This is a genomic window from uncultured Parvibaculum sp. (assembly GCF_963975745.1).
GTDB lineage: Bacteria > Pseudomonadota > Alphaproteobacteria > Parvibaculales > Parvibaculaceae > Parvibaculum.
In genome coordinates, this window is record NZ_CAXBIB010000009.1 from 1 (window position 1) to 25,576 (window position 25,576).

Sequence of the window (25,576 nt, forward strand, 5' to 3'; positions counted from 1 at the left end):
AAAACAGGGAATCATCACTACAATCCAAATGCCACTCTCTTTTGCAGAGGAATCCTCAGGGGGAGGGTGGGAAGAAACCACGCCTCAAACCGCCGCCACGCCGAATTTCTTCGCCTGCTCCGCCACCACGGCGTCAAGATCGGTCAGCAACGCATCCCATGCGGCATCCGTTTCGGCCGTCCATTCCGCACCGAGGAGTTCGCGGAACGTCTCCATCACCACGTTGAAGAAGGTCGTGAAGATGCGCGGCGGCACGCCGAAGCCTTCGTGATTGATCAGCTCGCTCTGGATCAGCGTCGTCGAATAGGTGCGCGGTCCCAGAAAATCGAAAATGCAATCCAGTGCTTCCATCAGCATGTGGCCGCGCGCATTGCCGTCGGTGTCGAGGATGAAGAGCGGCTCCATTTCGGGCGCCTGCGCGAAAAGCCGCGCATAGACATGCGGGCTCGGATCACCGGCTACTTCCGCCACGCGCTCGATCGAATGTTCGATCAGTTGTTTTTGTTGTTCGTTCAGGCTCATGGGTGCCTCCCTTCCTTGTTCTTGTTTTGAGGAAGACTACACCACCAATGTCATCCCGGCGAAAGCCGCGGTCAGCGGGTGCGACGAATTGTGCGGTACAGTTTGCCCCTGCACACCCTTGCATTCGTCATGCCCGGACTTGAATCACTGCTCTCCGGTTTAGTTTTCAAATCCAAATTTAAACGTCATGACCCGGCTCGTCCGGGTCATCCACGTCTTTCTTTCTCCTTTGAATGCCGCAAAGACGTGGATGGCCCGAATAAATCGGGCCATGACGGCTTTGGGGTTGTATTGGAAGCCTCATTCTCGCAGCCGACTCTGCTTAACCGGACGGCAGTGGCTCAAGCCCGGCAATGACGGGTGTGGAGGGAACCCCTCACCCGTAAACCACCCCATGCCAGCCCGTGCGGTCAAACGGCTTCCAGGCGCCTTCCGCCTGCGCCAGACGGTCGGCGATGGCCCAGAGGACCATCGGGTTGACGCCCATGCCGAGATGGGTGGCCGTGACCTCGATATTATCCGTCTGCGGACCATTGGCTTCGCGGCAGTCTTCCCACGACACTACGCCGTCGCTTTTCGAATAGATCGCGGTGCAGGGCACCGGCGGGGCGATGCGGCGGCGCGTGGCGCGTTCGGCGCTGTGGCCGTTGACCTGTCCGTTGATGTGGCCACCCGGATCGTGGTCGGCCCCGAAGGGGCTGCCCAGCGTCACGACCTGACGCACCAGTTGCGGGTATTCGCGGGCGAGTTCGCGCGCATAGATGCCGCCCAGGCTCCAGCCGACCAGGCTGATGCGGCGGCCGTAGCGTGTCGCCAGTTCGCGCAGGCGTTCGCGCAGGGCCTCATGCAGCGCCCGGCTCGGGCCCCAGTTGTGGCCCTGGTTCCAGGGATGCGTCGCATAACCCAGTTGGTCGAGATAGCGGCGGATCACGAAAGTCGCCTCGTCGCCGGTCAGCATGCCCGGCAGCACCAGCACGCCATGGCCGTCGCCGCGCGGGGCGTTGAGCAGCGCCGGCAGCGCCGGCGCCAGCGCGCCCATCTCGGCAAAGACGCGCAGCTCGCCGAGCCATGATAGCCAGCCCGGCTCCCGCGACGGTGTTTGCTTCTCGTCGAGGTCGTCCCGATTACCGATGATGTAAGCCATTGCCGCCCCTTGCATACTGAGCACGATCATACCGCATTGCAGCATAAATTGCGCGGGGAAATTACAAGGCATCTTTACAGCCTTCCACCCTCCCCTCGGGGAGGGTCAAACGGCCGGAGGCCGTTTGGGGCGGGGGAATGCGCTTCGGGCGAAGCACTCGCCATCGAATGTGGCCGAATTTTCGGCAGCACCCCCGCCCCGAAATTTGCTCGCGTGCCGCTCGCAAAATGTCGACCCTCCCCGAGGGGAGGGTGGGACGTTGCTGTTTGTCCAATTCAACTCCCATGCCCCGCATCATCCGGGCAATCGGCAGCCTCGATCTGCACCGTCGCATGGCCGATGCCGAATTTCTCCGCCAGCCTTGTCTTGATCGCGGTCAGCGCTGTGCCGGCGTCGGTATCGGGCGCGAGGCGGGCATGCAGCGTCGCCATCTTGCGTTCGGGGCTCAGCGACCAGGCATGCACGTGATGCACGTCGGCCAGCCCCGGCACTTCGGCCATCAGGTCGCCGGCGATGTCGCCGCCGTGCGCGTCTTCGGGGGCGCCTTCCATCAATATGTGCGCCGCCTCGCGGATGATCGACGCGGCGCTTCTGAGGATCAGCAGCGCCACCAGCACCGAAAGGATAGGGTCGATCGCCGTGAAGCCGGTGTAGAGGATCGTGAGCGCCGCCGCGATTGCCGCGACCGAACCCAGAAGGTCGCCCATCACATGCAGCGCCGCGCCGCGCATGTTGAGATTGCCGTCGCCGCCATGCAGCAGTTTCAGCGCCACGATGTTGACGGCAAGGCCGGCAATGGCGACGGCGAGCATCGGCCCGGCCAGGATCTCGCGCGGTTCGAGAATGCGCGTTGCCGCCTCGAAGAGGATCCAGCCGACAAGACCCAGCATCACGATGCCGTTGGTGAAGGCGGCCAGCGTCTCGGCGCGGCCATAGCCATAGGAGCGGGCGATGTCGGCGGGCTTGCGTGCCAGCCGCGTCGCCACCCATGCCAGCATCAGCGCGCCGGTATCGGTCAGCATGTGGCCGGCATCGGCGATCAGCGCCAGCGAGCCCGAGAACACGCCGCCGATGAACTCGACCACCATGAAAGTGCCGGTCAGCCACATCGCGAGGAACACGCGACGCTCGTTTGCGTGGCTGTGATCGTGTGCGTGATGGTGGTGCGTACTCATTTCATTTCTTCCATTCGCTCTCGGCATCTCTTCCCCCCCTCCCCTCGGGGAGGGTCAAACGGCCGAAGGCCGTTTGGGGCGGGGGTGCAGCGGTTCGAGCGAAGTACACGCTGACGACTGTACTCGAGTTGCCGGCTGCGGCCCCCGCCCCGAAATTTGCGCGCGTGCCGCTCGCAAATTGTCGACCCTCCCCGAGGGGAGGGTGGGAAGATTTCAACGGCAGGTGCAGCGCGCATCCTCATTCCGCCTCCTCGTTCACATGCGCGATCATGTCGGAAATCACATGCGCGACATGCGCATCATGCACGCGGTAGAAAATCTGCTTGCCGCGCCGCTCGGGGCTGACGAGGCGCGTCGCGCGCAACAGGCGCAGATGGTGGCTGACCAGCGAGACCGAGAGGCCGAGGGCGGCGGCGATGTCGCCGACGGCGCGCGGGCCATCCAGTGTCGCCACGACGATGCGCAGACGGCTCGGATCGCCCAGCATCTTGAACATGTCGGCCAGCTCGGCCGTCTTGTCGTCGTCGAGCGGGAGCGGTGCGGACCGGAGGGTCTTCGGAACTGCCATGATGAGCCATACAATTGAATATGTGTTCAACTGTTAGCATTGAAAAGCGGGCTGCACAAGCCCCGCCGATCCGTGCTAGACCCGCCGCCCTAACGGTTCAAGGAGGCCCCCATGCGCATCGGCACGCCGCTTTCCCCGTCGGCCACGCGGGTCATGCTGCTGGGCTCAGGCGAGCTCGGCAAGGAACTTGCCATCGAGCTGCAGCGCTATGGCGTCGAGGTCATCGCGGTCGACCGCTATGCCGACGCGCCGGCGCAGCAGGTGGCCCATCGTGCCCATGTCATCGCGATGACCGACGCCAAGGCGCTGCGGGCGCTGATCGAAAAGGAACGGCCGCATATCGTCATTCCCGAGATCGAGGCGATCGCGACGGCGGAACTGGCGAAGATCGAGGCCGAGGGTCTTGCCGAAGTGATCCCGACCGCGCGGGCGACACAATTGACCATGAACCGCGAAGGCATCCGCCGTCTGGCGGCCGAGGAACTCGGTCTGCCGGTGTCGCCCTATGCCTTTGCGTCGAGTGCTGCCGAACTGAAAGCCGCGATCGACGGCGGCATCGGCTTTCCCTGTTTCGTCAAACCGGTCATGTCGTCCTCCGGCAAGGGCCAGAGCCTGCTCGAGGCGCCGGGCGGGGTGCAGAAGGCCTGGGACCATGCCATGGCGGCCGGCCGCGTCGAGGCGCCGCGTGTCATTGTCGAGGGCATGGTGGATTTCGACTACGAGATCACGCTGCTGACTGTGCGCGCCAGGGGGCAGGGCGGTGGCTTCGAGACGCAGTTCTGCGCGCCGGTCGGCCATCGTCAGGTCAAGGGCGATTATGTCGAGAGCTGGCAGCCGCAGGCAATGAGCGAAAAGGCACTCCGGGCCTCGCGCGAGATCGCCAGGAAGGTGACGGACGCGCTGGGCGGCCGGGGGATCTTCGGCGTCGAGCTGTTCGTCAAGGACGACAAGGTCTGCTTCTCCGAAGTCAGTCCGCGTCCGCACGACACCGGTCTCGTCACGCTGGTGACCCAGTATCAGAGCGAATTTGCGCTGCATGCGCGTGCCGTGCTCGGTCTGCCGGTGTCGGTCGAGACGGTGTCGCCGGGTGCCAGCGCCGTTATCTATGGCGGATGCGATGCGAAGGGCATTGCCTTCGAAGGGCTCGATCAGGCGCTGGCGCTGCCGGGCACCGAAGTGCGGCTGTTCGGCAAGCCTGAAGCCTTTGCGAAGCGGCGCATGGGCGTCGCGCTGGCGCGCGCGGCGACGGCGGACGAGGCGCGGGTGCGGGCAAAACAGGCGGCCGGCCTCGTGAAGCCCGTGGCCGGATAATTTATTTCCCGCCGGGACTCGCGGTGCGTTGCCAAGTGTCCTATCTCTAGCAGCCGGTTGCCCTGTCCGTTTCGTTCCTGAAGCAGAGCGGGCAAACGAAGGAGTCGGCGATTGACGCTGCTGTTTCTGGTTCTCGGTCTGGTGCTGCTTCTGGGCGGCGCCGAATTTCTGGTCAAGGGCGCGGCCGGACTTGCGACGCGGCTTGGCGTTTCGCCCTTTCTGATCGGACTGACCCTGGTCGGGTTCGGCACCTCCTCGCCGGAGCTGGTCGCCAGCCTCGAAGGCGCCTTTCGCGGCTATCCCGGCATTGCGGTCGGCAATGTCGTCGGCTCCAACATCGCCAATATCCTTCTCATTCTCGGTATTGCCGGTCTCGTCTGGCCGATGACCGTCGAGCGCGGCACGCTGAAGCGCGATGGCACGATGATGCTGGCGGCCGCCGCGGTGATGACCGTCGTCTGCGTCTACGGCTTCCTGTCGCGCGGCGTCGGCATCACCTTCCTGCTGCTGCTGGCCGCCTATCTCGTCTATACCTACCGCGCCGACCGCAAATGTCAGGACGGCACCGCCGAGATGCATGCGGCCGAGGCGGCCTTCCTGCAGGCGGGTCCGCGTTTCGGGTTGCTGATCGAACTGGTCATGGCGCTGGGCGGTCTCGTCGCACTGGTCGCCGGCGCCTCGCTGCTGGTCGACAGTGCCGTCGTGCTGGCCGACCGCTTCGGCATCTCCGACTCGGTGATCGGTCTGACCGTCGTCGCCATCGGCACCTCGCTGCCGGAGCTCGCAACCTCGGTCCTTGCCGCCTTCCGCCGCAAATCCGAGATCGCCATCGGCAATGTGGTCGGCAGCAATATCTTCAACGTGCTTGGCATCGCCGGCACGGTCGCCGTCGTCAAGCCGATCACCGTGCCGGCCGACATCGCCTCGTTCGACATCTGGGTCATGGGCGGGGCGACACTGGTGTTCCTCTTCTTCGCCTTCACCGGGGCACGGCTCGGGCGCATCGAGTCGCTGCTGCTGCTGGTCGGCTACGGGGCCTATCTCGCCTTCCTTCTGCGCTAATGTGACAGTTTCGTGACAGTTGCGTGACAGAGGGGGGTAAGCGGTCATTCCGCTGTGCTGTCACAATTGCCCCCGACATACCTCTTTCCTGCAAATCGACCATTGCTTTTTCGCATTTCAATGGTGATGCAAGACCCCTATGCTGTTTACGCAACCCTCGGTTTCGGTCTGGTGGCAGGGCTCAAGTCCATGAATTGGGACGATTTACGGTTCTTTCTGGCTGTGGCGGGGGCGGGCAGCCTGTCGGGCGCCGGCCAGCAGCTTGGCGTCAACACGACCACCGTGCTGCGCCGTGTCGCCTCGCTGGAGGACGATCTCGGCGCGCGGCTGTTCGAGCGCGAGCGCACCGGCTATCGCCTTACAGCTGCAGGAGAAAAGCTCGTCGAGGCACTGGAGCCCGTCGACCGGCGCCTGTCGGCCCTGCCGCGCGATTTCGCAGCCGCCGGCGGCGGTGCCGAGGGCATCGTCCGGCTGGCGGCCAGCGATGTCGTTGCCGCCACGCTGCTGGCACCCGAACTTCCGTCCTTCCGGCAGGCGCATCCCGGTCTCGAACTCGAGATCGTCACCGATCCGCGTCTTGCCGCGGCCGGCGCCGCGCCGCGCATCGGCAATCCACTCAAGGATGTCGATGTGGCCCTGCGTCTGGCGCGGCCGACACAGGGCGACATGCTGATGCGCAAGGTTGGCGACATGGCCTACGGGCTCTATGCCATCCCGTCCTATCTCGAAGAGCGCGGGCATCCGCGCCAGATGGCCGACATCGCCGGCCACGATCTGATCGGCTTTCCGCGCGCCGAAACACCGCTGGGGCCGGTCTGGTGGTTTTCGCGGGCGGAAAAGTCGGCACAGGTCGCGCTGCGTTCGTCCAGCGTAGCAGCCCGTGCCGAAGCGGCCCGGCGCGGGCTCGGCCTTGCCGCCTTGCCGTGTATCCTTGCCGATGCCGATGCTGGCCTCCAGCGGGTCTTCGGGCCCGATCTGCTGGGTGCGCTGGAAATGTGGTTGCTTGCACGCAACGACCTTGCCCAACTGGCCCATGTTCGGGCCGTGATGGAATTCGTCGTCGATGCGGTGAAGCGTCATCGCGGAGCGCTGGAGGGTCGTGCGCAGGAAGTTATGGAACTGCCACGCCAGCTCCATCCAAACCATTGAAAAGCCGTGAAAATTTCCTCTTTGTCGTTGCCTTTCCGCGCCGATCTGGCGTAAGAATCCTTTGCAGATGCGGGACGGGTTAGCCTTAACGCGCTCTTAATTTTCGGGCCGCTACGTTGGTGCGGCATCGGCCCGGGCCTTGTTGCGTGTATCGAAGCGGGGGCCGTTTGCAGCTGCGATCTCGCCACAGTTTCGACCCACGACATTCGTAGGCTGAGAATCGGTGAGGGTCTTATTGCTCGCCGTGTTTTTCGCGGTTGTCGATCCCGGATCGTGCCGGGTGTTTTTGGACGGCGTATTAACCGAAATGCCACCATAAGTGGCGAAACTCTGATTTTCGTGGCCGCGATGTCTCCGGTGTCCGGCAGCACTCTCTCAAGGGAATAAAAAAACATGCTTTCCGGTCTGCTCGGCATGTTCTCGGCCGATATGGCAATCGATCTCGGCACGGCGAACACTCTCGTCTATGTCAAAGGCCGGGGGATCGTTCTGAACGAACCGTCGGTTGTCGCCATCATTGAAAAGGGCGGAAAGAAGCAAGTGCTTGCCGTCGGCGAGGAGGCCAAGATGATGCTTGGCCGCACGCCGGGCAACATCCAGGCGATCCGACCGATGCGGGACGGTGTGATCGCCGATTTCGAAATCGCCGAAGAAATGATCAAGCATTTCATTCGCAAGGTTCACAACCGTCGTTCCTTCGCCAATCCCCAGATCATCGTTTGCGTGCCATCGGGGTCGACGGCAGTCGAGCGTCGCGCGATCCAGGAGTCGGCGCTGTCGGCCGGCGCGCGCCGCGTCTATCTGATCGAGGAGCCGATGGCAGCCGCGATCGGCGCCGGGCTGCCCGTGACCGAACCCACAGGTTCGATGGTCGTCGATATCGGCGGCGGCACGACCGAAGTCGCAGTGTTGTCGCTGGGCGGTATCGTCTATGCGCGTTCCGTGCGCGTCGGCGGCGACAAGATGGATGAAGCCATCATTGCCTATATCCGCCGCCATCATAATCTTCTGGTGGGCGAGGCAAGTGCCGAGCGCATCAAAAAGGAAGTCGGCTCTGCGGCCATTCCACCGGATGGCGACGGCATGACCATCGAGATCAAGGGCCGCGACCTGATGAACGGTGTGCCCAAGGAAATCGCGATCGGCCAACGACAGATTGCCGAAAGCCTCGCCGAGCCCGTCGGCGCCATCGTCGAAGCAGTCAAGGTTGCGCTTGAGGCGACGCCGCCCGAACTTGCGGCCGATATCGTCGACAAGGGTATCGTTCTGACGGGGGGTGGTGCGTTGCTTGCCAATCTCGATCAGGTGTTGCGTGACGAGACGGGATTGCCTGTCAGCATCGCCGACGATGCGCTGTCCTGTGTTGCGCTCGGGACGGGCAAGGCCCTCGAACATATTCGTACGATGAAGCACGTGCTGTCATCGGTATACTAGGGCGCGTGCCTGCTCCGCTGGAGGAGCGAAAAAGCAGGAGCAAGGTGGGCCGTTCGGCAGTGAAAGAGCATTAAGTTCCCATGGACCCGAACCGGACAGCTTTGCCGTTCCGCGAGTTTTCCCACAGAATCTCGCTTGTCTTCATGCTGACGCTGGCGGCTGCGCTGCTGCTGCTCGGTCGTGCCGAGACCTATGTCTTCGATCAGGCGCGTCAGGTTGTCACCGACATGGCTGCACCGCTTCTCGAAGTCGCGTCGCGACCTGTGGCAGCCGCACGTCGTGTGATCGAACGAACGGACGAATATGCCTATGTGTTCGACGAGAACGAGCGTCTGAGAGCCGAGAACGCCCGGTTGCTCGAATGGAAGGAACGGGCGCTCAACCTCGAGGCCCGCGTGGCGCGCTACGAGGCACTACTCAACGTCCAGATCGACCCGTCGATCAACTATATCAGCGGTCGCGCGGTGTCCGACGCGGGCGGTCCGTTTGTCGACACGGTTCTGGTCAATGTCGGGCGTGAATCGGGAGCAAAGAGCGGGCAGGCTGTCATCGATACGGACGGTCTGGTCGGGCGGATCGTGTCGACCGGTCCGAAAGCCAGCCGCGTATTGCTCTTGACCGACCTCAACAGCCGCGTTCCGGTCGTCATCGAGCCTGCGCATTACAAGGCGGTGCTTGCGGGCGACAACACCGACTGGCCGCGGCTCGAATATCTGACGAATATCAGTGCCATTTCGCCGGGCGACAGGGTCGTGACATCCGGTGATGGCGGGCTCATACCGCCGGGCCTGCCTGTTGGTCTGGTCATTCAGACCAGTGACGGCAACCTTCGTGTCCAGACATTCTCCGACCGGGGCCGGCTGGATTTCGTGCGCGTCCTTCAATACGAGTTTCCGTCCAGGGTCGAGCGACAGGATCCACCCGAAGTCCTGATTGGTCCGCCGGTTTCCTCTGGTTCCGATGCCGCGGCGGTGGCCGCGCCTGCATCGACCGTGACGGAGTAGTATCATGGCGCGCCTCGATCCCTATTCGCCCACACCCGCCGCCCGTGCCGGTCGTGTCTTCATGATCGTTGCGCCCTTTGTCATGGGTCTTGTTTGTGTGTTGCTCTCCTTCGTGCCGTTCGGCCGGATTTTCGGTTCGCCGCTTACGCCGGCCTTTGCTTTGATGGCGATCTATTACTGGGCGATCGTTCGGCCTGAAATGTTCCCACCTTTCGCGGTTTTTGCAGTCGGCCTGCTCTTCGATCTGCTGTCCGGTGGCATTATCGGTCTTTGGGCCTTTGTCTATGTTGCCACCTATGCCGTCGTCGTTTCGCAGCGCGTGCTCGTGGTCAATGCGCCCTTCACGGTGTTCTGGTTCGGGTTCCTGATCGTCGCGACATTTGCCGGAGCGCTTTCCTGGATTGTTGTCTCTGTGTTCCATGGCATGCCGGTGCCGCCTTTCTCCCTGGTGCAGCATATGGTTTTGACTGTGGCGATCTTTCCGATCTTCGCTATGATTTTCGGGCGGATTCAGACGCGCGTTCTGCCGGGAAGCTGAGGCGGAACCATGGGGCGTAACAAATGCAGATAAGCGGCCGCGACAGCAATCGCTATCAGACCTTCACGCGGCGTGCGGCGCTGCTGGGCGGTCTTCAGGGGATTGCATTCGTGGTGCTGGCCGGTCGCATGTACTATCTGCAAGTACTCAAATCAGACCAGTACACGATGCTGGCCGAGGAAAACCGTGTCAGCATGCGGCTTCTGGCGCCGCTACGCGGGAATGTCGTCGATCGCTACGGGCGCGTACTCGCCTCCAATCGGCAGAACTTCCGGGCGATGATGATTGCCGAGCAAACACCGGATATCGAGGAAACGCTCGACCGGCTGTCGCGGATCGTCGAGATCAACGATTTTACCCGGCGACGCATTCTGCGCGACGTTCAGCGTTCACCCCGGTTCATGCCGGTGACCGTCGCCGAGGGTCTTACCTGGGATCAGTTTGCGCAGGTCAACATCAACGAGCCGGATCTCGCCGGGATCATTCCGGATGTCGGCGAGACACGCGATTATCCTTATGGTGAAGAAATTGCCCATATCATGGGCTATGTCGCATCGGTGTCGGAGAAGGACATGGCTGAGGCGCAGACCGATCGTCAATTGCTGCGTCTGCCGGGATTTCGCATCGGCAAGGAAGGGATCGAGAAAACCTACGACAAGGAGTTGCGCGGGACCGCAGGCTCCAGCCATGTCGAAGTCAATGCCTATGGCCGTGTGATCCGGGAGCTCGCCAAGGATCCTGGCAAGCCCGGCGACGAGGTTGTGCTGACGCTCGACATGGATATTCAGCGGTTCGCCTGGGACCGGCTGAAAGGAGAGTCGGCTGGTTCCGTCGTCATGGATATTCACTCAGGCGACGTCCTGGCCTTTGTTTCAGCTCCGGCCTATGACCCGAACCAGTTCAATATGGGGCTCAGCAACGAGCAATGGCGCGCGCTGGTCGACAATGAATACAAGCCGCTGGTCAACAAGGCACTGGCCGGCATGTATCCGCCCGGTTCGACGTTCAAGATGGTGGTGGCCGCAGCGGCGGTCGAAGCCGGAATCAACCCAGCGCAGCGTGTTGTCTGTCCCGGTCACTACTCGCTTGGCAGCCACGACTTCCATTGCTGGAAGAAGGGCGGCCACGGTGCGATGAACATGCATCAAGCCATCAAGTATTCTTGCGACGTCTATTTCTACGACATCGCACGGCGCATCGGCATCAATGCGATTTCCGAGATGGCACGGAAATTCGGCCTGGGAGAAACCTACGGTTTCGAAGTTCCCGGCGAGAAGGCGGGGCTCGTCCCGACGCCAGACTGGAAACGGGCAACGCGCGGCGAACCATGGCACCAGGGTGAGACCGTGATTGCCGGCATCGGGCAGGGCTATCTGCTGGCGACGCCGCTGCAACTTGCTGTCATGACGGCGCGACTTGCAAATGGCGGCCATGCCGTGAAGCCGCGTTTGACGCGTGCCATCGGCGGTCAATTATTGCCGACGCCGCGTCCATCATCGCTCGGTGTCAGCGAGGCGGCATTGAAGGTTGCCTGCGAGGGAATGAACGCCGTGTCGAATGAAGCCGGGGGCACGGCGTTTCGCTCGCGCATTCCCGATCCCGGCATGGAACTCGCCGGCAAGACAGGTACGGCGCAGGTTCGTCGGATCAGCCGTGCCGAGCGTTCGACCGGTGTCCTGCGAAACGAGGATCTGGCGTGGCGGTTTCGCGACCACGCGCTTTTTGTCTGCTTTGCTCCGGTGCATGCGCCCCGGTATGCCATGTCCGTCATTATCGAACATGGTGGTTCGGGTTCCGGCGCCGCTGCGCCTGTCGCGCGGGACATCATGCGTGAGGTCCTGATGCGCAGCCCGGAGCGGCCCCAGGCGGTCGTGCCGCCAGGTGCCGCCGGCAAGACGAGGGAAGGCTGATGCTCGATCTCAGGCGTTTCACCGGCCGCGAGATGCGGCTTGCCGATAAGCTGATCGAGTTCAACTGGGGCTTCCTGCTGCTCCTGGTGCTGATCGCGTCGATCGGATTTGCGATGCTCTATTCGGTTGCCGAGGGCAGCTTTTCGCCCTGGGCCTATCGGCAGGCGCTCCGCTTCGCTGTCGGCGTGTGCATTCTGCTGATTGTCGCGATGATCGACCTGCGGCTCTGGATGCGGCTTGCCTATCCGCTCTATGGTGCGGCTCTTGTCATGCTTGTCGCAGTCGAGATCGTGGGCTTTACAGGCATGGGTGCGCAACGCTGGCTCAATCTCGGATTTATCCAGATTCAGCCATCCGAAGTGATGAAGGTTACCTTGCTGATGGCGCTGGCGCGCTATTTTCACGGATTGACGCTTGAAGAGGTCTCGCGCATGCGCAACCTCGTCATTCCGGTCCTGTTGATTGCCGCGCCGGTCGGTCTGGTCGTCCTGCAGCCGGATCTCGGCACTGCGATTCTCCTTATGGCCTCGGGTGCCGTCCTGTTCTTTGCTGCAGGGTTGCGCTGGCGCTATTTCATCATGTCCGGCATTCTGGTTCTCGCGACGGTTCCGGTCGTCTGGAGTCGGCTGCACGACTACCAGAAGAGGCGCGTTTTTACCTTTCTCGACCCCGAGCAGGATCCGCTCGGCGCCGGTTACCATATTCTTCAATCGAAGATCGCTCTGGGTTCCGGCGGTGTCTTTGGCAAGGGCTTCATGGAGGGAACGCAAAGCCAGCTGAACTTCCTGCCGGAAAAACATACCGACTTCATTTTCACGATGCTGGGCGAGGAGCTGGGCCTTGCGGGCGGGCTGGCCCTGATGGCGCTCTATTTCATAGTGCTGATGTTCTCGCTCAACGTGGCCATGCAATGCCGCAACCAGTTCGGCCGGTTGCTGGCGATCGGCGTTTCGATGACCTTTTTCCTCTACGTCTTCATCAATACAGCGATGGTCATGGGTCTGTTGCCGGTCGTCGGCGTGCCCTTGCCGTTGGTCTCCTATGGCGGCACGGCCATGCTGTCGCTGATGTTTGCCTTCGGCCTTCTGATGAGTGTCTATATTCATCGCAACGTCGAAATTTCTCGCGGACCCAGCGCTTTCTGGTGACCCGGTTCGGGCGGCCGGGCCGGCGTTTCCCGGTCGCTTCGGCCGCCGCTGGACAGGCCCTGATTCCTTTGCTATAGGCACCGCTCCCCCACGAAACGCGTGGCCGGGATGGTGGTTTCCACCGATTGCCCCGGCGCCATGTCCGGCGGCACGGCGGGCGCATAGCTCAGTTGGTAGAGCAGCTGACTCTTAATCAGCGGGTCCCAGGTTCGAGTCCTGGTGCGCCCACCAATCCTTTCCCGAATCAAAGCGTTCCAGTATTAGCGGGCCGCGGTGCAGCGTGTCGCCGAAGAGCTTCCTCGAGCCAGTCTTCATCGCAATGTCAGCGACAGGCGGGCGTCGTCCTCACGAGTTCCGGCCAAATTTCAGCCCAGCCCCGGTCGTGTGTCGGACCGGGGACAATCTGCAGCATGGCGCAGCCGCCGACATCGAGCCGTGCGACCACATCCCGGTTGATGCTGGCAGGTACGACCTTGTCAGCGCTTCCCGCATAATGGATCTGCGGCAGATTTGCGAGCGCGGCGGCAATGTCGGCGGGGTTCAGGGAGTCCGATAGCGGGCTTACATTGTGGTGCGCGGTGAAGGCATCCGTATCGAGCGGCGCGGCTACTGTTTTGAGCCAGACGATATCGTCACGCCGTATCGCGAGAAGCGTGGCGACGGTGCCGCCGCCCGAATAGCCGACAAGGGCGATCTTCGACGCGCCGGCCCTTTCCTTCAGCGCGCCGATGGCGGCATCCATGGCCGCGAGGGTCTCTTCGCTGTATCGCGCCGATGTCCAGAGCGCATTCTCGCAGTTCCGCGCCTTTTCGCCGCCTGTGAACTGGCAGGGGCGGGCTAGATAGGCGACGGCGTCTGCGTCGTCCGCTGCGGCGAGGCGAAGGGCGACGGGGTCAAGCGGTGTCGGATCTGTCGATGGTTCGTTCCTTCTGCGCCAGGCGAAGCCGTCACCCTCGATATAGACGGTCAGTCGGGGGACATTGCCCATGGCGCGCAGCCGAGCATGAAGATCGAAGACGGTCGTCTCGATCAGCAGCGGCGCAAGCGTGGCCCTGCTTGCGATCCTGTCGGCTTCGGCGTTGCGTTCCGCAGGCGTTGCTACCGCGCAGGCGGCAAGAAGAACGGTCGATAGGCCGGCAAGGGTAAGCGGGCCCAGCACGGTGCTCTTCGGCAAGCAGAAGACAGGCCCGAACGGCCAGCCAGAGCCGCGTCTCGATTGGCGGCCGGCTCCTCCTCCCTTCGAAGATTTATTCACCGGGCGGTACCGCGAGCGCTGCTCGTTCGAGCTTGGCGAAGTGCAAAAAAGGCGTAGCGAAGTTGTCGCCATTGTCCACCGGGGAGGTCTCGCGACCGAAGCCATCCACATGAGCGGCAAATGCAGGATCGAATCCGCCTCTGATCGTTTTCCATGTTGCCCGGGTTCCCGGCCGCGTCACATCCATCTTCAGATTGTTCATCGTGTGGGTGTGGCGCTCCTTTCCGATCATCCCGTCCATGAACATCAGGAAATATTCCTGATAGAAATTGAAAAAGCATAGCTTCACATGCACGAACTGGTTGCACTCGACCGGCGAAAGCGTGGTATCGGCGTTCAAATCCCTTACGCAAACATCCATGATCTGCTTGTCGGCATAGCTGCTGGCAAGCAGACCAAGGAGATGACCGTTTCGCTCATTGTGGATTGCCGCCTTCTGGTTCTTCGCGCTCTGGCGGATTTGCAGCGCCAGATAGACCAGTGAAACCAGAACCGCCAGGCTGCTGACAAAGCCGCCGATATTGGTGAGATCGGAAAGGCTCATTTGTTTTCCCCCGCTTCCCATGCCTCCAGCGAATATAGGCTGAGCGGCAAACCGCGTTCACAAAAAAAAGGCCCCGGTATATCCAGGGCCTTGCTTCTTTTCATGTCGTGTCGATCGAAACCGGCATGCCTTCAGGCGGTGGCTGCCTGGCGGCGGCTCTGCTTCTGACCGCCTTGCGGCCGGCCACGTCCGGCGCCGGGTTTGCCGAAGCGACGGGGCTTGCCGGGCTGGTGGCGGGGACCGCGCGGGCCGTTGCGGGCCGGGCGATCGTCGGACGGTTCGCCGGCCGGAAGGGCAACCTGGTCGCCGAGCCATTCAGTGGTCGCGACCACGGTGATCGGCCGCTTGGTCAGCCTTTCGATGCTTCTCAGATGCGAACGCTCGGAGGCGTCGCAGAAGGAGATCGCGACGCCACTCTTGCCGGCGCGCGCGGTGCGGCCGATACGGTGTACATAGCTTTCCGGCTCGTTCGGCAATTCATAGTTGATGACATGCGTGATGCCGGTGACGTCGATGCCGCGGGCGGCGATATCGGTCGCAACCAGGACGCGTGCCTTGCCGGTACGGAATTGCTCCAGGGCCCGCTGGCGGGCACCTTGCGACTTGTTGCCGTGAATGGCTTCAGCGGCGATGCCGGTCTTTTCGAGCTGCTCGCTGACCCGGTTGGCGCAATGCTTGGTGCGCGTGAAAACGATGACCCGGCTCAGTTCGCTGTCGTCCAGCAGTTTTGTCAGAAGCTCGCGCTTGCGCTTGCCGTCTACATGCAGAACGCGCTGGTCGATCTTGTCGACGGTGATGATTTCGGGCCGCACTTCGACGCGGACCGGTTCGTTGAGAATGTCAGCGGCCAGATGTTCGATGTTCGATGGCATCGTCGCCGAGAAAAGCAGCGATTGGCGCGTCTTCGGCAGGGCCGCGACGATCTTCTTGACGTCGTGGATGAAACCCATGTCGAGCATGCGGTCCGCCTCGTCGAGAACGAGAACCGAGGCCTGTCTGAGATCCGCATGACGCTGGTTCATCAGGTCGAGCAGGCGACCGGGCGTCGCAACGATAATATCGACGCCACCGGCCAAGGCCTTCACCTGGCGGAACTGGTTGACGCCGCCGAAAATGACGGTGTGGCGAAGCTTCAGGTTCCGACCATAGGTCTCGATGCTCTGGCCGATCTGAACCGCCAGCTCGCGCGTCGGTGCCAGGATGACGACATGGGCGCCCTTTGCGGGACGCTTTGTCTGCTGACTGGCAGCGAGGCGCTGCAGAATCGGCAGCACGAAGGCGGCCGTCTTTCCGGTGCCGGTCTGGGCGAGCCCGAGAAGGTCGCGACCTTCGAGCAGGGCCGGAATCGACTGAGCCTGGATGGGGGTGGGGGTGGTGTAGTTCTGCGCCGCAAGCGCGCGGCAGAGCGGCTCGGCAACGCCGAGATCCGCGAAGGTCTTCATAGTCATAAGTAACATTCTCACAAGTCAAACGTCTTGCGCCGGCCACTATGGCCGTCGCTTCACGCGGGGTCTTGCCGCGTTCCAACGCGCTTGGAATCGAGGAAAGGGTCTGATGCTTCGGGGTTAGGCGGTGCCGGGAGGCAGCGCAGAGCGCGCACACGAAGCCAGATAGGGCGTAGATGAGCCTTTCGGCTCCCGAAGTCAAGAACGAAAGGGTTCGTAAAACCTTAATGCGGTCTGGCGGGACGGATTGTCGCGGGCAGCACGAGTGGGCATGATCGTTCAAATTGCAGGAGCGATGCGGAAGATTCGATGATCACAGCCTATATCCCCGTCAACGGCGCGCTCTCTCCCGTTCCGGTTGCCGCAGGCGAGACCATTCCTACGGAAGCGGTCTGGATCGATCTGCTTCAGCCGACCGAAGAAGAGCTTACCTTTGTCGATGTGAAGCTCAGCCTCGATGTCCCGACCGAAGCCGATATGCAGGAGATCGAGGTCTCAAGCCGGCTCTATCTCGAGGACGAGGTGGCCTATATGACAGCGGCCATGGTGACGCAGGCCGACACGCCGAGGCCGCAAGTCGTGCCCGTGACATTTGTGCTTGCCGGTCATCGCCTGCTCACGTTGCGCTATGCGGAGCCGACACCCTTTCGTCACTATGCGTCGGAAGCACGCAGGCACAGCGTGCCCTGTGCGACGGGCGAGGAGGTTCTGGCCGGGCTGCTCGACGCCATTGTCGACCGTGTCGCCGATATTCTCGAGCGTGTCCAGTCGGATATCGATACCTTGTCAGGAGAGATCTTTCCGCATGAAGGCGGCAAGACAAAACGCAATTATGACGAGATCCTGCGGCGCATCGGCCGCAGCCATGCCTTGACGTCGCAGGTGCGTGAGAGTCTGGTCAGCTTCGGACGGCTGGTCAGCTTCATCGCGCGGCCCGCCACGGATCGACGTTCGAAATCGACCGAGAGAGCCTTCAAGACCACCTCGCGCGACCTGACGGCGCTCAGCGATCATGCGAGTTTCATCGCCAACAATATCAGCTTCATCCTCAACGCGACGCTGGGTCTCATCAACAACGAGCAGAGCGGCATCATCAAGATCTTCTCGGTGGCTGCTGTCGTCTTCCTGCCGCCGACGCTGATCGCCAGCATCTACGGAATGAACTTCGAATTCATGCCCGAACTCGCTTGGCCAATCGGATATCCGCTGGCACTGCTGATGATGGTGTTCTCGGCCGTTGGGCCCTATTTTTTCTTCAAGCAGCGCGGTTGGCTCTAGATGGCGGGTGTGCGGACCGAGTGGATCTGGATCGTTCATGCCCCGGTGCAGGGACGTGAGAGCCGCTATTACGGGCAGCTCGACGTGGCAGCGGAGCCAGTCGACGCGGCGCTGGCAGCGGCCGTTGCGCGTCGGCTGCCCCCGGTTGCCGTATGGCTGTCCTCGCCGCTGACGCGTACGCGGACGACGGCGCTGGCGCTGAAAGCCGGCGTTGATCCGGTGGTGGTCGGCGATTTCAACGACCAGCACTATGGACGCTGGCAGGGCATGGGGTTCAACGATGTCTTCGCGGCCAACCGGACGCTCGACTGGTCGCAGCCGGCCGACATCCGCCCGCCCGAAGGCGAGAGTTTTGCCGACATGTCGGTGCGCGTTGCGGCCGGGATCGATCGCCTGACGGCCCATTATGCAGGGCATACACTCATATCGATTGCGCATGCCGGGGCCGTTCGCATTGCTATTTCTCATGCGCTTGACATCGATCTTGCCACCGCAATGCGCATCGAGGTTGCGCCGCTGTCGATCACGCGGCTCGGGCACCGTGAGATCAACGGCACTGCGCAATGGAGCGTTGGCTGCATCAACTTCGATCTGGCGGCCTGACCATGCGCGTGCCGGATATCGCCGACATACGCCAGGCGGCGTCACGCCTGGCCGGTGTGGCCGTCAGGACACCACTGCTTCAATTTCCGACGCTTGATGCGCGCATCGACGGCCGGGTTCTCATCAAGCCGGAAGTTCTGCAGAGAACAGGGTCGTTCAAGTTTCGCGGTGCCTGGAATCGTCTGTCGCAACTCTCGATGGCCGAGCGTCGTGCCGGCGTGGTTGCATGGTCTTCGGGCAATCATGCGCAGGGTGTTGCTGCAGCGGCGCGGATTCTCGACATTCCCGCGTTAATCGTCATGCCGAAAGATGCGCCGCGCCTCAAGATCGAACGTACCGAGGGGCTTGGCGCCAAAGTCATTTTCTATGATCGCATCAACGAAGATCGGGAGGCCATCGGGAGGCGGATCGCCGCCGACCGCGGCGCCGTCATCGTGCCACCCTATGACGATCCCGACATCGTTGCAGGGCAAGGCACGGTGGGGCTCGAGATCGCCGAGGATGCGGGGCGGCTTGGCGTCGCGCTCGACGCGGTGCTGGTGCCGGCTGGCGGCGGCGGGCTTGCGGCCGGGACGGCGCTGGCGCTCGGCGCCGCCATGTCCGATGCGAAAGTCTGGTGCGTCGAACCGCAAGGCTTCGACGATCATGCGCGGTCGCTGGCCGCGGGACAGCGGCTCGGCAACGAGGTGGGTCGGCAATCGTTTTGCGACGCATTGCTGGCGCCGATGCCGGGCGAATTCACTTTCGCGATCAACGCCGCGCGCCTTGCCGGTGGCGTGGCGGTCAGCGACGCCGAAGTGGCGGCGGCGATGCGTTTCGCCTTCGAGGAATTGAAGCTGGTGGTCGAGCCCGGCGGTGCCGTGGCACTGGCGGCGGTGCTGGCTGGACGGTTCGATGCGGCGGGCAAATCGGTTGTCCTGATCCTCAGTGGTGGGAATGCCGATCCCGCACCATTTTGCCGGACGATTGCCGGCTAGCCGAGTTCAGCTTCCCAGCGCTCGATGACGCGCGCGAGGCGTTCCTCGATCCGGCGCAAGGCATCCGCCACGATGGCGATGCGCTTGCCGGTCAATGCCCCATAGGATGCGGACATGAAAATGCCGCCGGCATGAGTCTCGATTTCGTCGCAGAGATCGGACTCGACATTCCTGCTGCGTAGTTTTTCACTGATTTCCTGGAGCCGTTCGGCGGCATGCACAATGTCGGCTGCCGCACGTGCGGCCGTCTCGGCAATTGTGGCGGGGCCCTCGGTCTCTTCGCCGGGCTTGGCTTCGGCAAGTTCAGCTTGTGCTTCGGTCAGCGCGCGATGCAACTCGAGCGCTTCGTGATAGACGAAGCCGAGGCGCGCGCCCGCATCCGCGTCGCGGGCAAGTTTTCCAATGGCGTCAAGGACTTCGGCAGTATCGGCCACCCGATGGCGGCGGGCGAATTCCTCCAGAAACCAGCGGCCGCGCGGCGTTTCGCGCACCGCCTGTTCGATGGCTTCATAATCGTCCGGTACTGCGGTGTATGCCGGTTCACTCATGCGTTCCGCTCCGGGGGAGGCTTGTGCCACCATTATCCAGGGTATTGCTTAACCGTTTGCTTCGACGCCTCGCGAGAGGCTAGAGAAGGCGGGCCGGGGTTTCCGGCAGCAACGACAAGAGGGCAATGTCTTGAAGCGGGTACTCCCCATCGATATCGAGGCGGTCAAGGGCTTCATGGACCCGCAGGAGGGTTGGGCACTGCATGACGCGGCCATGGAGGCGTCGCGGCGCGGCCCGGTGCTCGAGATCGGTTCCTATTGCGGCAAGTCGACGGTCTATATGGGGGTCGCCTGCCAGGCGAACGACGCGGTTCTCTACGCGCTCGACCATCACTACGGATCGGAGGAAAACCAGAAGGGCTGGGAGCACCATGACCAAGCGCTCTACGACCCTGAGACGGATCGTCTCAACACCTTTCCGCTGTTCCGCCGGACCATGCGCATGGCGAGGCTCGAAGACACGGTCGTGCCGCTGGTTGCGCCTTCCGCTATTGTCTCGAAACAGTGGGCGACGCCGTTGGCGATGGTGTTCATCGATGGGGGGCACGGCATGGAGCCGGCGCTGACCGATTATCGTCTCTGGGCGCCGCGTGTGATGCCGGGCGGCATCCTCGCCATCCACGATGTCTTTCCCGACCCGAAGGATGGCGGTCGCCCGCCCTACGAGATCTGCAAGATGGCGTTGGCGTCGAACCTGTTTGCGGAACAGAAATCCGTGAAGAGCCTGCGGTTACTCCGCCGCCTCGGCTAGCGTGCGTTCGGCAAAGAGGCGCGCCGCGGGCGTTGCGCCGGTCACGGCGTCGGTGGCGAGGATGACGGCGGCGGCGGTCCATGCCGGCTTCTCGGCCGGCCAGGCCACATCGTCCTCGAACTGGTAGCCCATCCAGTAGGCGCCGCAATCGGCACGCCATTGATGCTGCCAGGACAGCATGGCTTCGGCCTCCTTGCGCCGTCCGGCCACCAGAAGTGCCATGGTCAGTTCGGCGCTCTCGGCGACGGTGACCCATGGCTGGTCGAGTACGCAGCGGCAGCCCTTGCCTTCGGCAACGAAGATGTCCCATTTCCAGTCGAGACGCTTTCGGGCCGCCTCGCCGGTGACGACGCCGGCCAGAACCGGGTAGTACCAGTCCATCGAATAGCGGTCCTTCGGCTCCCAGGTACGGTCGAAACGGTGCGGCTTGTCGCGCAGCGCTTCGCCCAGGCGTGTGCGGGCCGCCATCCAGTCGCGCGATGGCTCGCCGAGTTCGCGGGCGATATGCGCGGCGCATTCGAGGCTCTTGTAGATCGAGGAGCAGCCAGTGATCAGCGCATCGTCTTCCGGTGTATGCGGATCGGCGGCGGCCCAGCGGATTTCGCCATGCGGGCTCTGATGAGCGAGCACGAAGCCGATCGCGGCCTTTACATGCGGCCAGATGGTGGCCAGCCATTTGCGGTCGCGCGTCACAAGGAAATGGTGCCAGGCGCCGGTTGCGATATAGGCAGCGAAATTTGTGTCACGGATATGGTGGCCGGCATCGGCTTCTTCGCCGGTAAAGCGTTGCTCCTCGTCGTCGAAGGGCACAGCCGAACCAAGCTGGCCCCACCACGAGCCGTCCTTCAACTGGGTGTCGGCCAGATAGCGGAAGGCGCGGCGTGCATGTTCGATCTCGCCGAGTATCGTCAGGCCCATCGCGGCTTCGGTATGGTTCCACGGGTCGACGACCCCGCCGTCGTACCAGGGGATGGCGCCATTCTCCCGCTGCAACTCGAGAATGCGTGCACGCGATCCGAGAAAGAAGTCCTCCGGAATCGGATCGCCCCAGGTCAGATGGGCCATGGTCACGCCGCTCCCTTTGTGAAATAGAGGACGACGCTCTTGCCCATCAGCGGTCCGGCAACGCGCTCGAGCGCCCGCGTCAGCCACGGACGCTCGAGAATGTCCCATTCCAGAAAGCGTTTGTAGAGATTGACCAGCTTCGCGTCATCGCGCTTCACGCCGACGGCACATTTCAACCACCAATAGGGCGAATGCAGCCCGTGCGCGAAATGCCGGTGAAAGAAGGAGAGGCCACGCTTCTCGACTGCGTCTTTCAATTCGCTTTCCTGAAAGATGCGGACATGGCCACCCGGTTCGTTGTGATAGTCGTCCGAGAGTTTCCAGCAGACCCATTCGGGAAAATAGCGCGGTACGCTGACAGCGAGTGTGCCGCCCGGCTTCAGAATGCGCTCGATCTCGGCCACCGCCTGTCTGTAGTCCGGGATATGTTCCAGGACTTCCGAGCAGACGATCTTGTCGAAGCTGGCGTCCGGAAAGGGCAGCGACAACGCATTGCCGACCGACAGCGAAAAGCTGCGGCGTGTGTCGGGGTCCATGTCGGGGCAAGTTCCGAACCCTTCGCGCGTGCGCTTCACGTCGTCGAAACCGAGATCGATCCCGACGACATGGCATTCCGCGTGGTAGTACATGGCATGGACATGCCGGCCGGCGCCGCAACCGAGGTCGAGCGCGCGCTGGCCGTCCCTAAGCCCGAGCACGTTCAAGTCGATTGTCTGCATCTGCGATTGTCTGCCTGTAAATATCGACGCATTCGCGCGCCGCTCGTTCCCATTTGAATTTGGCGAGGATGCGTTCGCGTCCCGCCTCGCCGTAGCGCGCCCGCATTTCAGGATCATCGAGCATCGCGGCGATTGCGCTTGCGAGAGCCGGCGGGTTGGAATGAGGGACGACAATGCCGGCATCGCCCACGACCTCGGGAAGCGAACCGCCATCGGTTGCGATGACCGGCGTCCCGCAAGACATGGCTTCGCCGCAAGGAAAGCCGAACCCCTCATAGACGGACGGCGAGACGGCGATCGTCGCCTCGTTGTAAATCCGCGTGATATCGTCATCGGTGACACCGCTGACGAATTCCACCTTGTCCATGATGCCGAGCGTGCGGAGCTCGTGCGAGGTATTGCCCTCGCGGAGGCGGCCGATGACCCGTAGTTTCAGGTGCGGCCGCGTTTTCAGAAGTTCCGCGTAGGCGCGGATCAGATAGATCAGGCCCTTCAACGGCACGTCGGCGCTGGCGCAGGCGACGATCAGGTCGTCGCGGCGCTTCACGTCGGGCATGGGGTGGAACTGAATGTGGTCGATGCCGTGCAGGACCAGTCGTGTCTTCGAAGCATCGACACCAAATTCGCGCGCCACGTCGCGGCGCGTGCTTTCGGAGACGACGATCAGCGGGTCGAGCTTGCGCGCGACCTTGATCTGCATGTTGAGGAAGGAATACCAGCGGCGCTTCAGAAGTTTCAGTTTCAGGCTGTGTGCGTGCTCGATGTCGATGCGGCGGTCCATGGTGATCGGGTGATGGATCGTGCCGACGGTTGGCAGGCCCATGTCGCGAATCTTCAACAAGCCCCAGCACAGCGTCTGGTTGTCGTGGCAGACGTCGTAGTCCTGCACGGTGCCGCGCACATAGCGCGCCATGCGCTCGCCGAAGGTGTAGGGCTCGGAAAAGCCGCCGGTTGCGTGGCTCCACCATTCGAAGAGATCGATGGGCGAGGCGAGCATCCATGGCCGGATCGATTTGATCGGGTGGGGATTGGCATAGAGGTCGAGCGACGGCAGCTTGATCAGCTTCACGCGCGGGTCGAGCTCGGGGTAGGGCGGTCCCGATATGACGTCGATCTGGTGTCCGAGTTCGGCAAGCGCCTTGGCGATATGGCGCATATAGACGCCCTGGCCGCCGGTGGTCGGGTTCGAGCGATAGCTCGGCAGCAGGATACGAAGCGGCCGGTCGCCCGAAATGGCGGCCAGCTTCGGGATTTCGACGTTGGATTTGTTCGCGGGCCCGGCCAGCGCGTCATCCGTCTCATTGCGCTCCAGCGCCTGCGACATTCAAATTTCCTCGGTCTTTCGTTGGTGTGCGCCGGCGGCGTCCGGATCGGCCCATGCGGATATATGCCAGATATACCCCATGCTGCGCCGCAGTCTGGCGCGGCGGATCATAACGGCATCGCGACAAGGCAACAACCCGCTAACAAGAATGTCAGCGAGGGGTATTTCAACTCAATTCAGCCGCTGGCGAGGTACCGGCGTGTCTTCCTCGGGGTCGGGCGCCGCGCCTGACTGGTGATGGACCAGAAGCCAGTCCTGTCCGTCCCGGACGAATATATTGGTCGCCAGCAGATAATCCGGGCCGATCCTTTCGTAGCAGATGACGATGCCCGTATCACCGTGAATACCGGCCCGGGCGTGCAGGCAATGGATGTCCGGGCTCGCCGGGCCGGTCAGAATGGCGTGCCAGCTTTGCAGGACCGCTTCGCGTCCCTCTACCGGCGGCCAGCCGGGATGCAGGCAGCTTACAGGTTCGGTTTCGGCCCAGAGGGCCTCCATCAGTGTCAGGTCGCGCTCGGCGAAAGCACGATAGAAAGTCTCGTTGGCGAACAGCAAGGCGGCGCGATCGCGTGCAATGGTCATGAGACATGCCGATGATGGAGACCAACATGATTAGTCTATCAGGATTTCAAAGTCCTGCGAGCATGGCGGTTGCCGGACCGCCGCTGCCGATTAGTGCTGCATACCCGATAGCGACGCCGACGAGGTTTGAGGCGAACACCGCGATCAGCCAAATCCCCAGCGGTGAGCGCGGGGCGAAATCCGGATTGCGCCAGACCAGCCAGGCGAGCAGTGGTGTCCAGAGCAGCACATGGCTCAGCGGCGCGGCGCCGGCCGAGAAAACCGTGTCAACCAGGAGCAGATTGGCAAGCCATGCCGTCAGCAATGCCCGGGCCGCGAAATGGTGGAAGAAGAAAAACACCGCCAGCGAATTGACGAAGATCAGCCAGGTCAGAAAGTTGCGCAGCAAGGCAGGATCGGCGAGGAGGCGTTCCATCCATTCCATGCCGACATGCTCCCGAAGATCAAAATGACCGTTTATTCGAATTCGGTCATTTTGATCAGTTCGGACGCATGGTGCAAGTCGTGTTCGGGTGAGATTCAGCCGAAACGGCGCTTCAGCCAGTCCGCCATCAGCCGGCTCAGTTCCTCGGGTTTTTCCGATTGGGTCCAGTGGCCGCAATCGGCGATCACATGCTTTTCGAGATCGGGCACATGGTTTTCCATGCCGATTGTAAGTTCAGGCCGGAGCACGAAGTCGTCGGCAGCCGAAATCATCAGGCAGGGAACCTCGATCGTCTGAACCTGACCTTCGGTCAGTTGCCAGTTGCGTGTGAAATTGCGGTACCAGTTGATGCCGCCCTCGAAGCCCGATTTTTCGAACGCCCTTGTGTAGTAGTCGAGCTCCTCAGCGGTCAGCAGCGGCTGGCCGAGCCAGGTGCTTTCGTCGGTCTCGAATGATTTCAGGAATGAAAGGTTTTTCTGGTCGGCGGGCAGGGCATCGAAATCGGCGAGCTTCATGGCGCTTTTGCGATACCAGAAGCGCATCGAGCGGGCGACATCGGCGTCGAAGATCTTCTCGGCGACCCCGAATTGCTGGAAATAGACGATGTACATGTCCTCGCCGTAGACCATCCGCATGGCGGCGATGGGGTCAACGGGGCCACGCGGGATGAAAGGCGTGTTTACGCCGATGACGCCGGCCACGCGGTCGGGGTGGCGCAGCGGCATCTGCCAGGCGACCATGCCGCCCCAGTCATGTCCGACGAAGACGGCTTTGTCGATGCCAAGAGCATCGAGCATGCCGGCAAGGTCGTCGGTCAGATGCGCGATGTCGTAAAGGGGAACCGCGTCGGGGCCCTTCGGTCCGCCGGTATTGCCGTAGCCGCGCTGGTCCGGTGCGATGGCGCGGAAACCGGCGCCGGCGACGGCGGGCAACTGATGACGCCAGGAATAGCCGAGTTCGGGAAAGCCGTGGCACATCACGACGGGCACGCCGTCCTTTGGCCCCTGTTCGTAGACGGCCATTCTGATGCCGTTCGTCTCGACGTAATGCGGCTCGGGAAACTTCATGGCCGTTCCTCCGGGTTTCGAATATTGTC

At 62.5% G+C, this 25,576-nt stretch carries 26 protein-coding genes and 1 tRNA gene; 13 read left to right on the forward strand and 14 right to left on the reverse strand.

The features are described from left to right. Positions 1-84 precede the first annotated feature (84 nt). The 4 genes from AAC071_RS08600 to AAC071_RS08615 all read right to left on the reverse strand — a co-directional run bounded on the left by AAC071_RS08600 (position 85) and on the right by AAC071_RS08615 (position 3,409). The gene (locus tag AAC071_RS08600) at positions 85-522 is read right to left on the reverse strand and encodes a globin (protein WP_339831701.1); all 438 of its coding nucleotides are present in this window, start codon (positions 520-522) and stop codon (positions 85-87) included. Positions 523-898: 376 nt separating this feature from the next. Continuing rightward, positions 899-1,666, reverse strand: coding sequence for an alpha/beta hydrolase (locus AAC071_RS08605; protein ID WP_339831704.1), 768 nt, complete (start codon positions 1,664-1,666; stop codon positions 899-901). 275 nt (positions 1,667-1,941) lie between these two features. Then, positions 1,942-2,841, reverse strand: a complete 900-nt coding sequence (locus AAC071_RS08610; RefSeq protein WP_339831706.1) for a cation diffusion facilitator family transporter — start codon at positions 2,839-2,841, stop codon at positions 1,942-1,944. Between the two features lie 238 nt (positions 2,842-3,079). After that, entirely contained in the window at positions 3,080-3,409 is a 330-nt protein-coding gene (locus AAC071_RS08615) for a metalloregulator ArsR/SmtB family transcription factor (protein WP_339831707.1), read from the reverse strand. Positions 3,410-3,520: 111 nt separating this feature from the next. Here AAC071_RS08615 and purT point away from each other — a divergent pair, with 111 nt between their 5' ends. The 9 genes from purT (at position 3,521) to AAC071_RS08660 (ending at position 13,196) form a co-directional block, all read left to right on the forward strand. Further along, entirely contained in the window at positions 3,521-4,720 is a 1,200-nt protein-coding gene (gene purT / locus AAC071_RS08620; RefSeq protein WP_339831708.1) for a formate-dependent phosphoribosylglycinamide formyltransferase, read from the forward strand. A gap of 111 nt (positions 4,721-4,831) precedes the next feature. Continuing rightward, positions 4,832-5,782, forward strand: a complete 951-nt coding sequence (locus AAC071_RS08625) for a calcium/sodium antiporter (protein WP_339831709.1) — start codon at positions 4,832-4,834, stop codon at positions 5,780-5,782. Between the two features lie 189 nt (positions 5,783-5,971). After that, positions 5,972-6,931, forward strand: coding sequence for a LysR family transcriptional regulator (locus AAC071_RS08630; RefSeq protein WP_339831710.1), 960 nt, complete (start codon positions 5,972-5,974; stop codon positions 6,929-6,931). 393 nt (positions 6,932-7,324) lie between these two features. Beyond that, positions 7,325-8,365, forward strand: coding sequence for a rod shape-determining protein (locus AAC071_RS08635; RefSeq protein ID WP_293507255.1), 1,041 nt, complete (start codon positions 7,325-7,327; stop codon positions 8,363-8,365). An 80-nt stretch (positions 8,366-8,445) separates the two neighbouring features. Then, positions 8,446-9,369 carry a rod shape-determining protein MreC gene (gene mreC, locus AAC071_RS08640; RefSeq protein ID WP_339831713.1) on the forward strand — a complete coding sequence of 308 codons (924 nt, stop codon included), beginning with the start codon at positions 8,446-8,448 and terminating at the stop codon, positions 9,367-9,369. Positions 9,370-9,373: 4 nt separating this feature from the next. Then, a complete protein-coding gene (gene mreD, locus AAC071_RS08645; RefSeq protein WP_339831714.1) occupies positions 9,374-9,907 on the forward strand; it encodes a rod shape-determining protein MreD in 534 nt (177 codons plus the stop codon). Between the two features lie 23 nt (positions 9,908-9,930). Then, positions 9,931-11,817, forward strand: coding sequence for a penicillin-binding protein 2 (gene mrdA, locus AAC071_RS08650; RefSeq protein ID WP_339831716.1), 1,887 nt, complete (start codon positions 9,931-9,933; stop codon positions 11,815-11,817). Next, positions 11,817-12,965, forward strand: coding sequence for a rod shape-determining protein RodA (rodA, locus tag AAC071_RS08655; protein ID WP_339831717.1), 1,149 nt, complete (start codon positions 11,817-11,819; stop codon positions 12,963-12,965). Before mrdA ends, rodA begins: the two co-directional genes overlap by 1 nt. A 155-nt stretch (positions 12,966-13,120) precedes the next feature. Next, a tRNA-Lys gene (locus tag AAC071_RS08660) sits at positions 13,121-13,196 on the forward strand. A gap of 91 nt (positions 13,197-13,287) precedes the next feature. Here AAC071_RS08660 and AAC071_RS08665 read toward each other — a convergent pair. The 3 genes from AAC071_RS08665 to AAC071_RS08675 form a co-directional block, all read right to left on the reverse strand. Then, on the reverse strand, positions 13,288-14,124 hold the full coding sequence (locus AAC071_RS08665; protein ID WP_339831718.1) for a hypothetical protein: 837 nt from the start codon (positions 14,122-14,124) through the stop codon (positions 13,288-13,290). Positions 14,125-14,212: 88 nt separating this feature from the next. Then, complete coding sequence (locus AAC071_RS08670; RefSeq protein WP_339831719.1) at positions 14,213-14,764, reverse strand: hypothetical protein; 552 nt, start codon at positions 14,762-14,764, stop codon at positions 14,213-14,215. Between the two features lie 131 nt (positions 14,765-14,895). Continuing rightward, positions 14,896-16,212 (reverse strand): DEAD/DEAH box helicase, encoded by a 1,317-nt coding sequence (locus AAC071_RS08675; protein ID WP_339831720.1) that lies wholly within the window; start codon positions 16,210-16,212, stop codon positions 14,896-14,898. Positions 16,213-16,518: 306 nt separating this feature from the next. On the opposite strand from AAC071_RS08675, the gene AAC071_RS08680 reads away from it, so the two are divergent. The 3 genes from AAC071_RS08680 to AAC071_RS08690 are packed head-to-tail and all read left to right on the forward strand — an operon-like array spanning position 16,519 to position 19,067. Beyond that, positions 16,519-17,487, forward strand: coding sequence for a magnesium transporter CorA family protein (locus AAC071_RS08680; protein WP_339831723.1), 969 nt, complete (start codon positions 16,519-16,521; stop codon positions 17,485-17,487). After that, positions 17,488-18,090 (forward strand): histidine phosphatase family protein, encoded by a 603-nt coding sequence (locus AAC071_RS08685; RefSeq protein ID WP_339831725.1) that lies wholly within the window; start codon positions 17,488-17,490, stop codon positions 18,088-18,090. It begins immediately after the preceding gene. Beyond that, positions 18,051-19,067 (forward strand): threonine/serine dehydratase, encoded by a 1,017-nt coding sequence (locus AAC071_RS08690; RefSeq protein WP_339831726.1) that lies wholly within the window; start codon positions 18,051-18,053, stop codon positions 19,065-19,067. Before AAC071_RS08685 ends, AAC071_RS08690 begins: the two co-directional genes overlap by 40 nt. On the opposite strand, the gene AAC071_RS08695 is transcribed toward AAC071_RS08690, so the two are convergent. After that, complete coding sequence (locus tag AAC071_RS08695; protein ID WP_339831727.1) at positions 19,064-19,615, reverse strand: hypothetical protein; 552 nt, start codon at positions 19,613-19,615, stop codon at positions 19,064-19,066. The two genes, AAC071_RS08690 and AAC071_RS08695, sit on opposite strands and share 4 nt — an antisense overlap. 130 nt (positions 19,616-19,745) lie before the next feature. Here AAC071_RS08695 and AAC071_RS08700 point away from each other — a divergent pair, with 130 nt between their 5' ends. Further along, positions 19,746-20,366, forward strand: a complete 621-nt coding sequence (locus AAC071_RS08700; protein WP_339831728.1) for a class I SAM-dependent methyltransferase — start codon at positions 19,746-19,748, stop codon at positions 20,364-20,366. Here the strand turns inward: AAC071_RS08700 and AAC071_RS08705 are convergent. The 6 genes from AAC071_RS08705 to AAC071_RS08730 all read right to left on the reverse strand — a co-directional run bounded on the left by AAC071_RS08705 (position 20,346) and on the right by AAC071_RS08730 (position 25,547). Further along, the gene (locus AAC071_RS08705) at positions 20,346-21,431 is read right to left on the reverse strand and encodes a prenyltransferase (RefSeq protein ID WP_339831729.1); all 1,086 of its coding nucleotides are present in this window, start codon (positions 21,429-21,431) and stop codon (positions 20,346-20,348) included. The two genes, AAC071_RS08700 and AAC071_RS08705, sit on opposite strands and share 21 nt — an antisense overlap. Before the next feature lie 2 nt (positions 21,432-21,433). Beyond that, entirely contained in the window at positions 21,434-22,150 is a 717-nt protein-coding gene (locus AAC071_RS08710) for a methyltransferase domain-containing protein (protein ID WP_339831730.1), read from the reverse strand. Further along, positions 22,116-23,474, reverse strand: a complete 1,359-nt coding sequence (locus AAC071_RS08715) for a glycosyltransferase family 4 protein (RefSeq protein WP_339831732.1) — start codon at positions 23,472-23,474, stop codon at positions 22,116-22,118. Before AAC071_RS08715 ends, AAC071_RS08710 begins: the two co-directional genes overlap by 35 nt. A 171-nt stretch (positions 23,475-23,645) precedes the next feature. Next, entirely contained in the window at positions 23,646-24,056 is a 411-nt protein-coding gene (locus AAC071_RS08720) for a nuclear transport factor 2 family protein (protein ID WP_339831733.1), read from the reverse strand. Between the two features lie 46 nt (positions 24,057-24,102). Continuing rightward, on the reverse strand, positions 24,103-24,471 hold the full coding sequence (locus AAC071_RS08725; protein ID WP_339831735.1) for a hypothetical protein: 369 nt from the start codon (positions 24,469-24,471) through the stop codon (positions 24,103-24,105). A 104-nt stretch (positions 24,472-24,575) separates the two neighbouring features. Beyond that, positions 24,576-25,547, reverse strand: coding sequence for an alpha/beta hydrolase (locus tag AAC071_RS08730; protein ID WP_339831737.1), 972 nt, complete (start codon positions 25,545-25,547; stop codon positions 24,576-24,578). Positions 25,548-25,576: the final 29 nt, after the last annotated feature.